General features: G+C 53.8%; 5 protein-coding genes. All 5 read right to left on the reverse strand.

Annotated elements, in window-relative coordinates:
• Nucleotides 1-11: 11 nt before the first annotated feature.
• Nucleotides 12-2,549, reverse strand: coding sequence for a carbohydrate-binding protein (locus BUB55_RS10615; RefSeq protein WP_073190997.1), 2,538 nt, complete (start codon nt 2,547-2,549; stop codon nt 12-14).
• Between the two features lie 17 nt (nt 2,550-2,566).
• Nucleotides 2,567-4,639: a family 43 glycosylhydrolase gene (locus tag BUB55_RS10620; protein ID WP_083596981.1), complete on the reverse strand. Its 2,073-nt coding sequence runs from the start codon at nt 4,637-4,639 to the stop codon at nt 2,567-2,569.
• 194 nt (nt 4,640-4,833) lie between these two features.
• On the reverse strand, nt 4,834-7,128 hold the full coding sequence (locus BUB55_RS10625) for a beta-xylosidase family glycoside hydrolase (RefSeq protein WP_234971904.1): 2,295 nt from the start codon (nt 7,126-7,128) through the stop codon (nt 4,834-4,836).
• Between the two features lie 237 nt (nt 7,129-7,365).
• Nucleotides 7,366-9,018, reverse strand: a complete 1,653-nt coding sequence (locus tag BUB55_RS10630; protein ID WP_073191003.1) for a sialate O-acetylesterase — start codon at nt 9,016-9,018, stop codon at nt 7,366-7,368.
• A 180-nt stretch (nt 9,019-9,198) separates the two neighbouring features.
• Nucleotides 9,199-10,566 (reverse strand): carbohydrate-binding protein, encoded by a 1,368-nt coding sequence (locus BUB55_RS10635; RefSeq protein ID WP_234971905.1) that lies wholly within the window; start codon nt 10,564-10,566, stop codon nt 9,199-9,201.
• Nucleotides 10,567-10,743 lie beyond the last annotated feature (177 nt).

Raw genomic sequence — 10,743 nt, forward strand, 5'->3', positions numbered from 1 at the left:
TTTTCCCTACTTTATTTTTCAACTCTTTTCAAGAATTTTCCGCTCGGGGTCTTCACCATGTAAACTCCCGGACGCAAGGCGGCCTTGTTCACGCGGTTTCCCTTGAGGTCAAAGTACTGAACGCGGTCACCCATTTCGAGGGCACGCAGGTCAAGCGTATTTGCCTTGGCAACTCCACGCGGGTGGAAGCCCATCAGTTCATCTTCGGTCAAGGCGAACTTAATCCAGTCCACGTTTGCGTAACTTCCGGTAATCTTGACGCGCAAAACGTGCTCGCCCTTTTCGATTTTCGCGGTCTTGCCGTCCACATCGCCGTAGGCATTCCAGTCTTCGCCGGCGGGGATGGCGATAGTATCGGTTACGGCGTCGCCATCGATATACAGCATAAAGGAACTGCCGGCAAGTCCACTGGCCACATGGGCACGGAACAGGAATTCGGCGGAAGTCACCACATTAATCGAGAATTCAAGCCATTCGCCAGCATTGGTATAACCGACAGCGAAGCCTTTGCAGTTTTCGGTATTGAGCGTATCGCTGCAGCCAAGGCCTACCACGTCCACGCCGTCTTCGCGATAGACCTTGCCCTGGTTCTCGGGATCGTTATCCGCATATGAGATTCCGGAGCCGCCCTGGTCGTAATCTTCCATCTCGATTTGTCCCGGCAGGGCAAAGACCGCCTTGAAGGGTTCCTGCGTAAATGCGCCAGAGAAGTCCGGAGTCGGCACAGTCTTGTTCCTGATGGACTTGTAATCGCCCTGGAGGCCCGCGGCATCGGCGGTCGCCTGGCTAAAGCCCTTGTTGTCCGTCTCGGTAAAGTGCCCAGCCTGGTTCTGCCCCACACCCGAGGGAGCGTTCTTGTAAGAGTTGTGTTCCACGGCAAAGCCGCTAGAACCCTCATCCAAGTAAATCGGCAAAATCCAGTAATCCGACCATTCCGAAGCAGCGAAGTCATGGAGGTAATTGTACTTGATTTCGCTTCCCGTGCCCTGGTTCGAAAGCGTATAAATCGGGCCCGAATCGCAAAGCAAGCGCGAAATGTGGTGGATATCGTTCTTGTTGATGTGGTTATTGGTCATGGCGGTTTCGTTCTTGGTCCAACCAAAACCCACCGAGATTCCCGAATAGTTTGTATAAGAGACTTCGTTATTTTCAATGACCACATAGCGGGGGTAGCCCGCGGCAATGCCCACGGTGCCCTGGAACTCGTTGGTCACGTTGGTCACCAGGTTGTACTTGAGCGTATCACGGGTGCTAATTTCGTCCTTGTCAGAGGGGTTGTAGCCCTTGTGGATTTCGGTCAAGGAATCCGGAGAGAACTTGCCCACGGAAATTCCGGAACCGCCGATTTCCATGAACACGTTGCCCTGCACTCGGGTATCGTTGGTACCGGAAGTCAAGTCGAGACCGGTGCCACCCATCATGGTGAACACGTTCTCCTCGATTTGCAAGCGGCTGGCGTTAGTCACCTGCATGCCCGCATTCGGGTGCCACAACATAAATTCGTTGGAGTTCAGGTTGCCACGGTTCACCACGTTCACTGCGAACTGACCCGCCTGCAAATCCAAAAATCCGTCAACACTCGGGCGCATGAAGTTGGTATGCGCAAAGACAATTCCCTTGAAACCGATGTTTTCCACCTTGTTCTTGGTGCTTTCGCCAGTGATTTCAACGAGGGTTTCCAGGTTCGGGGCGACCGTCACGGCAGTGTTCAGGTTCTCGCCCGAACGCGGCTTGTAGTAAAGCGTATTCGTAGTCTCGTCGAGGAACCATTCGCCCTCGACATCCAGGAGGTTAATGTCGTTTTCGAGGTAATAGACCTGCTGCTTGGGCGGGTTGCTCATAAACGCCGTGCCAAGCATGGGGTACTTACGGTAAAACAGGCGCGTACGTTCGGGATCCTGCGGAATAATCTTCGATACGTTCCCGTTGTTCTTGATTTCATCTAAACGGAGAATCTGGTCAGCCCAGGCCACCATTAGGTGGATTTCGGTTTTTTTGACGTTCTTGGGCTGCTTGATTTGGTCGGTGTAGACATCAAAAGCACGACCCGCCGAGTCCACCTTGGCAAGGCGGTTGAAGTTGTGCGAACCATCGGCTTTGAGGTTCGGGTGGCGGGCGCGAATGGCCTTCTTGTTGTTGATGTAGAGCTGGCGAAAACGGGCGTCCACGCCCTTCACGCACCAAATTCCATTGGCCTCGTCGCAGACTTCCCAACCCACGATGGGGATGCCGCCGGTCACAAGCGGGGTTTCACCCGGGTAGGCCTGCCAACGTACATAATGGCCATTCTTACCGCCGTCGGCATTTGTTAGGCGAAGCGTCTGGCTCAAGGCATACGTGCCTTCGCGGAGATAGACAACAATGTCATCGGTCATGCTTCCGTTAACGCCGCGCACGGCCTTTTGCGCCTGTTCAAGGGTCTTGAACGGCTTTGCTTTGGAACCGTCATTGGAGTCATTTCCAGACGGAGAAACATAAAATTCCGTCGCAGCAGCAGAATTCAGGCAAAGTCCAAGTACGGCGAAGGCACTTATTGCGAGTTTGTTCATCTTCCTAACCTCTTTTTTTAAAACTCTGCGGTGTTGATTTTTAGATTCTTACCGTCGACCGTACGCACAAAGTAAACACCCGAATCATACCCATACATTCTCAAAACTTCAGGCAATCCGCTCCTAGCCATGTAACCCACACGGACTGTCCCCATATAGCGGCCCTGCATATCGAACACCTTAATGAGACCCGCTGCAATTCCCGTGCCAGCATTCGCACCGAAAGCCACGCGGTCCTTCAATGCGGTTGTCGTGTCGGCGCCAATCCTGATCCAATCAATGTTGGCATAGTCGCCAGTGATGGTCAAGCGGATAACATGTTCGCCGGCAGAAAGAGTCACCTTCCCCGCTTCAACTTCAGAATAAGTGTCCCAATCTTCACCCGCAGGGACCTTGATGGTATCTGACACCACCTTGTCGTCAACCGAGAGGATAAACGAAGAAGCGTTACTGCCGCTAGCCACGCGGGCTGTCAGCGGGTAATCCCCAGCAGCGGTCACATTCACCGTGTATTCCAACCATTCACCAGTTTGAGTATAACCGATGGCAAATTCGCATTGCCCCGCCGTGGTGCAGGATTCATCGAGAGCGACCACGTCGACTTCATCTTCACGGTAGACCTTGCCCTGGTTTTCGCGGTCGTTGTCGTAGAAGGCCTTGTTATGGCCGCCCACATCGTAATTTTCGGCCTCGATTTTGCCCGGAATTGTCGCCGGCTTATCGTTGTATGCCGTCTGCGGAACAGCTGTCTTTTCGCTTTCCATGTACCAGTAGTCGAAATCAAACCCGCCCTGCTTTACCACAAAGAACAGGTCGTCGACGCCGGCAGCATTGGCCACATCGAAGGTATGTTCTTCCCAAGCAGAACTTGAAGGGATATTCATGGATGCAAGGAGAGCGCCGTTTTCGGAACCGGCATGCAGTTCAAGCTTACCGCCGTTACCCCTGGTGCAAACGATAATGCGGTCGGCACCGTCGCCCATGTCAACAGAGCGCACCTTGGTATAGAATCCGCTGTTCATCTTGGTGAGGAATACATTGCCGTATTCGGCACCGACATGCTCGATGATGGTGTAGCCACCCGACGTATTGACAGTCATGCCGCCAACCCAGGACTTGGTTTCGGCTTCCACGCGCACGAACGGGTCGAGGTTCTTGATAGGCTTCACAACGCCATTGTTGGTGGCACGGATTGTGGGAATGGTACCGTCGGCATTCCAGGTGAATTCCTCGATGGCGGTAGAACGGCTGTAGCCGCCGCCCTTCACGTTCTTCTGGTTGTGGTAGAAGAAGAAGCTGCGGCCCTTAAAGTCGACAATGCCGGAGTGGACGGTGAATGCGGAACCCGGTTCGCTACTCGGCATAATGACGCCCTTGTAGGTCCAGGGGCCCGTCGGGGAATCGCTCCAGGAATAGTCAATGGATTCGGGAATGCCACCGGCGGCGTAAATCATGTAATACTTCTTGCCGCGCTTGTGAATCCACGGGCCTTCGGTATACTTGCCGTTAAAGGTGCTCATATCGGAGACCTTGATTTCGCTTGCGCATTCGATCATGTTCTCCTTGAGGGGGCAGTAATAAAGCTTCGGGTTACCCCAGTAGAGCCAAGCCTGGCCATCGTCGTCAATAAACACGGTGGGGTCGATGTAGTCCCAGTTGGGACCCGCCAGGTGCTTGCCGTTCAAGGCATCCTTGAAGGGGCCTTCCTTCTTGTCGGACACACCCACGTTGATGGCGCGGCCTCCGCGGGTGGATTCCACGGTCACGTAATAATAGTACTTGTCATTGCGGCGAATGCATTGAGAAGCCCAGTCGCCGTTCTTCTTGGCAGAACCGTTAAAGTCACCCGCTTCCAAAATGAGGGTGTTCATGTCGGTCCAGTTCACCATATCCGTGGTGCAGGAGACGCGCCAGCCGTGCATCGTGAAGAAGCTACCGCCCTCGTCGTTGCCGGAATAGGTGCAAAGCGTATCGCCAAACACCACAGGCGCCGGGTCCGGAGAGTAGTAAGTCTGGATAAGCGGATTTTCAGCGTATGCGAACGCAGCACTCAAAGCCAGCGCAACGGCAACTTTGTTTTTACCAAACATATATCCCACCATGTTAATGTTCTATACTCAAAAATATTTGATAATCACCTTTTTTTCACCGAGGTCACATGAGTTTTCATGGACTGTTTATCAATAACCGTATACAAAATGTCAATGTTTTTTTGCGCTTTTTGCAAAAAAAAGCCCCTCTGGAAACCAGAGGGGCAAGGAGGATATGGTATTATGGAGACTTTTTATCGGCTTTTTTCAACACGGACCAATCGGGTGCCAAAACCAGGGATCTTGACCAGGTAGACACCAGCCTTCTTAATTGCCGACTTTTCTAGGCGATGGCCCTGCAAATCAAAGTACTGGGCATCGCGGGCTTTATTCATGTCAAGCATGACACCGCGATTCACAAGATTGGTCGGTCCAATGGGTTCCGGATCCGTAGCGTCCTTGCCCTTCACGAAGGTGAAGTAGTCGATATCGAGCCAGGAGCCCACAACCGTGAAACGGAGCACATGTTCGCCCGCGGGGAGCGTCACATTGGACTTCACCTTGTTATAGTCATCGTAATTGTCTTCACCGGAACTTGCCGCCGGCACCGCGATTTCTTCGGTGATGTCCTTGCCGTCCAAAGAGAGCTTGAAGCTAGACGTGGAGCCCGCCGCCGCAACAGCCGCAAACATGGTGTAGTCTCCTGCTTCTGTCACATTCACGGTGTATTCCAGCCAATCGCCTTCGCTGTTATAGCCCACAACGATGCCAGTCGCTTTCTTGTAGAGGTCAACGCCGGTGCCATTGCGGTAATCGCTGTCGCCGTGGTTCTCGGAGTCGCCATCGTAGTAAGATGTACCATCCTTGCCCTTGCCCGGCACGTCGAAGTTTTCGGCCTCGATCTTGCCCGGGAGCGCAACGGCGGGGCAGTTTTCACCTGCGGCGCAGAACGGAGTCTGCGGAACAGGTTCAGAAGCCGCACCATCGAGGTAGATTTCGTCGTTCACGTCGGTACCGACCTTGAACCAGTCAAAGTCCGCATAGCCGCCGGCCTGCTTGGTAGCCATGTTAAAGAGGCCCCAGCGGACACCCACGAACATGTGGAGGTCGTAATTGAGCTTCACGTCGCTGCCGATCTTTGTCCAGGTGTTGCCATCAGTACTGTAGTAGAAGTACGCAGTACCGCGGTCAATCGGCAAGTCGAAATCAATTCGCAGGTAGACCTTGGAACCCGAAATTGCCTTGGTTTCCTTTTGGCTTTCGCCGTCCTTGTTTCCGGTGTACATCACCACCTTGTAGCTACCGCCATCTTTAGCAAGCGCCACAAAGCCCTTGTCATCTTGCAGGGCAACGAGGCCAGCCATGTCGCCATCCTTCATGCCGGTACCATCGACAAGCGTACGGCCCGAACTCTTGGGGCCAAAGGAACGCTGTGTCAAGGTGTTCTTCGCAGTCACCACGCGGCTATCGGTGCGGCTCGTTGTAATGCGGTAGAATCCCGGATTTGCAGAGAGGCTCCAGTTCTTGTTATCGGGATTGTGGTTGAACTGCCATTCAAGAGCAAGTTCGCTGGATTCAAAATCATCGCTGGTGACCATGCCATAGCCCGGGAGCGGGGTTTCAGGCAAGTCAATCGTCGAGGGAGCCTTGCTTCCGCTGGTAGGAACCGGCCAACCGTCCTTCCATTCCATCGGGACAAGGTGCGACATACGGCCGACCGGGCCGGAATCGCGGAACAGGAGGGCATACCACTTGCCATCGGGAGTATCGAAGATGCCGCCCTGCGCAACACCGTTATCGGAAAGGAAGTACCTTCCGCTAAATCCAGAGAGCAGGCTCTTGGAACGGTAAACAATTTCGCTACGGCTCTTGCCCGCCGGCCAAGAAATCGTGAACAGGTAGTATTCGCCGTTCACCTTTTCCATGTGCGAGCCTTCCTGCTGCACATAGTAGTTGCTGGTACCGGTCACCTGGTTGACGCTCACGCCACCGAGTTTGCCACTCTTACCGCCCTGCTTCACGCCGCTTGCATCGTCGTTCAGCTGCACGTAGCTGATCTGGTCGCCACTGCCGTAGAACACCCACACGGTGCCGTCGTCATCGAAGAACAGGGAGGGGTCATGGTAGAACGGAAGTTGGACTTCGGACCACTGGCCGCTTTCCACGTCGGCGGTCTTGTACAGGTGAGTCTTGCCCGTAGTGTAAGACGGGGTCAGCACGTAGAAAAATCCCTTGTGGTAACGGATGCTCGATGCCCACGAGCCCTTACCGTAGGCGTCCTTGCCGCCATTCAGGTTTTGCTGGTCGTTGTTGGTGAGAGTCTGGTAGGCATAGCCCACCGTGCGCCACTGGGCCAAATCCGTGCTCTTGAAGACGGGCACGCCCGGGGCAAAGTGCATGGTCGTCGTCACCATGTAGTAGGCGTCGTCAACGCGGACAATCGAGGGGTCCGGGCTATCGACATACATAATCGGATTGTTGACTGTTGCTGCGCCAGCAAGACCCGCCAAAACGAGCGTGGCACCCGCCAATTTTTTGAAACATCCCATAATATAACTCCTTGTATCCTAAAAATATTTTCTACGGCGCCCCACTTCGCACCCACGGAACAACGTTTTATGGATGTTTTGTCAACACCGTAAACCACGCCAAAGGCGAAAAAAAGCCCCGGCGACAGCCGGGACCTTTTGAGTTCAACGATTAAGGAAATGATTTAACCGTAAATGAAGCCTAAAATGGCAGCTACGGCCGTAAAGAAGATAATCTGCTTTACTACAAAGAGCTCGCTAGTTTTCATAGACTACCACCTTTTGCATTTGGAGTTGTTTACCTTTCTTCTTAGAAACTACAAAATATACCCCTCCCAAGACAATGTTCTGCGTCACACCTTTCCGGGTCATGTCCACAGCTTCCGCCATGTTTTTCGCCTTGAAAGACGCCACCTGGTGGCCCTGGAGGTCAAAAACGCTGAACGAGGATTCGGCTTCGGTCATACCCATGTCCAGTTTTTGGGCGAATATCGCCGTTTTTCCGGAATCCGAGGCGCTCTTCGCCTTGAACTCGACATAGTCGATGTCGACCCAGTCATTGGTAATCTCGAGCTTCAGTTCGTGCTCGCCCGCCTTGAGGGTCGCTGTGCCGCCGCTCACAACTTCGAAGGTTTCGAAGCCTTTACCCGTATTCACCATCTCGGTACCAATCTGTTGGTCATCCATGTAGAGCACAAAGCCGCCCGTGCTGTTTTCGCCAGCGACATTGGCAGAAATCTCGTATTCGCCGTCAGCAGCCACGTTCACGGTGTACTTGAGCCATTCGCCCTTCTGGTTGTAGCCAACGACAATGCCCATGTTCGGCTGGTAAATGTCCACATCGTCCTTGCGGAGCTTGCCGCCCTCGTTCCCCTTGTTCAGGTCGTTATAAGCCTTGCCGGCACCGCCCTTGTTGTAGTTTTCGGCTTCGACCTTGCCCGGGATGGCAATCGGGTCGGTGTAGGGGCCATATTCCTCAGGAGGTTCGTCAGGAACCGTAGACTGGCTCGGGTCCACCAGGTTTACAGGAGGAGCATCCGGGTCAATCGTCTTGTCAATCAGCTTGAGCATCTCGGAGCAGTAGCGCTTGCCGAGTTCAATCACGCCCGCGCGACCAAAGTGGTACGGGTCCTTGCCGTTGCCCTGCAAGCCCTTCGAAGAGGCGAGCCCGAACTTATTGAAGTTGTTCTTGAGCTGGGCAATGCCGCCATTTTTGCTTGAGCAGCAGTTGTTGCCTTCCTGCAGCAGTTCGCCGGCAACGAACGGCACCTCGTTCTCGTCGAGGTCGAGCGCGTCGATAATATCCTTGTAGGTCTTGTAAACGGTCTTGCGCCAGTTAGCATCAGTGCCGTCACTTTCGCCCTGATGGAAGATGAAGCCCTTGATGACGCCCACTTCCTTAGCCTTCTTGGCGAGTTCCAGGATGCGTCCCGGAGGATTGTTGTCGTAATCCTTGGGCCAGCCCCAGTTCATGATGTCCTTGCCGTCGCCCTTGAAATAGCTTTCGTACTGGTCCTTGTCGAAGGCACGGATACTCACCGCACCGATAGCGACCGGGATAATGCCCACAGTCACACCCGGGAGGGAATCGACCATCGCGCGGCCGAAGTAATCCGCCGGGGAGAGGTTCTCAAAGGCATGGAACATCGGGGGAATCGCGGTATACCATTCGCCGGTCTTGATGGATTGGTTCGTCTTACCGCTGCGCTGGCTCGCGTTTGCGTTATGCGAGGCGAGCATCAGGAACTTGTCCTTGTACTGGTCCTGGTCCTCGGAGGGCACAATATCGCCATTACCCGCCATGTTGGACTGCCCGTAAGCAATGTAAATGTGGAAGTTGGGGTTCGGCGCCGCAAAAGCTGCACAAGCCGAAATAGCGGCCAAGCCGAGAATTTTTCTGATACACGCCATAACAAACCCTTTCCTTAAAGAAGTTCTACCCTAAAAATACCCCTCAAAAACCGCAAAATTTCACTAATTTCAGCAATTTCTATGGACAATCCGTCCATAATTTGCATACGAAAATGTTATAAAACAAAAAAAAACAGCCCTCCAACAGGAGTAGCCGTTTTTTCAAAAAATTTGAGTTTTTTACTTCGCGACCGAGATGCGGTGCATCTGGCCTCCGCGGAGGGACTTCGCCAAGTAAACGCCACCGCGTTTCACAAGACGGGAGGCATTTGAGCGGAGTTCACCCACGCCGTTTGCATGAACTATGCCGATATAGCCGCCGTTCATGTCAAACAGACGGAACGCCTCGGTTTCGGTCATCGGGACAGCGCCGACCGCAGTCGTAATGCCGGTCGTGCCGCCAATCGGTTCGGGGTCGGTCGCGTCCTTGCCCTTCACGAAGGTGAAGTAGTCCACGTCCATCCAGTCGCCAACCACAGTAAAGCGGAGGATGTGCTGGCCGGCAGTGAGCGACACATTCTTCTGCACCTTGTTGTAGTCGTCGTAGTTCTCCTCGCCGTCATTCTTCGGGACAGAGATATCGCCCGTGAGTTCATTGCCATCGAGAGTCATGTTGAAACCGGAGGTCGCATTGGCGGAGGCAACCGCGGCAAAGAAGGTGTAGTCACCCGCTTCCTTCACGTTCACCGTGTATTCAAGCCATTCGCCAGCCTGGTTGTAACCCACAATGTAGCCGGTCGCCTTCTTGTAGATATCGACACCGGTTCCTTCGCGGTAGTCAGAGTCTCCGTGGTTATCGGAATCGTTCTCGTTGTAGGTCTTGTTTTCCTTGCCCGTACCCGGAATGTCGAAGTTCTCGGCTTCAATCTTGCCCGGAATTTCAGCGACCTTGCCGCCGAACGGTTCGCGAGGAATAGGATTGGCCGGAGTGCCCACGCCCACGAGCGTCACGATGCAATCCTTGAAGTTGTTGCCACCAGATTGCATTTTGATAGTCACTTCGCCGTTCTTGACTTCGACTTCGCCTTCGTCCTTGGCGTTCTTCGTTTCGCTAGTGGTGTACATGTGGAAGGTCTGGACATCGGCGCCCTGCACCTTGACGGTCACTTCCTTGTCGTTGCCGTAATCGCGGTTCACGAGCACAACGATGACGGAGTCGCCACCGGCGCTCTTGTAGGCGCTCGCAAACAGGTTCGCCTCGGGCTTTGCCGTTGCACCCACGCGCACAGCACCCGGGCGGATAAAGCGGGCGAACTGGCTCATCACGTAGCCGCGCTTCGAGACCTTGCCGATTTCGTTGGACGGAATCTGAAGCTTATTGCCAAAGTCCTTTTCCATGATAAGGCCGTAGCAGCGGCGAATGTACCACCATGTGTACTGGCTGAAGTTGCCCACGACCATAGCGCGGTGGATTTCGTAACCCACGTCCATGGCATTCACGGTATCGCGCTTGTTCTGGTTTGCCTGGTCACCCGTATTCGTAATCGTACGCCAGTAGTTACCGCTGCCCTGGCTTTCGGTGTAGTGTTCCGTCATCCAACGTTCCACCCCTTTTTGGTCGGCCAAGGAATACTGGAACCAGCTATCGGCAGTATTCCTGTCACTTGCATAGAAGTGCGCACCGAGAATAGAATTTGTCCCTTTTTTAGTTGAAAATCCAGGTCTCCAACTGGTGTAAATCTAGGCTATTAGCGCTTCATTGTCAAGTAGTTTCATGCTCTTTTC

The organism is Fibrobacter sp. UWP2 (assembly GCF_900141705.1).
Lineage (GTDB): Bacteria > Fibrobacterota > Fibrobacteria > Fibrobacterales > Fibrobacteraceae > Fibrobacter.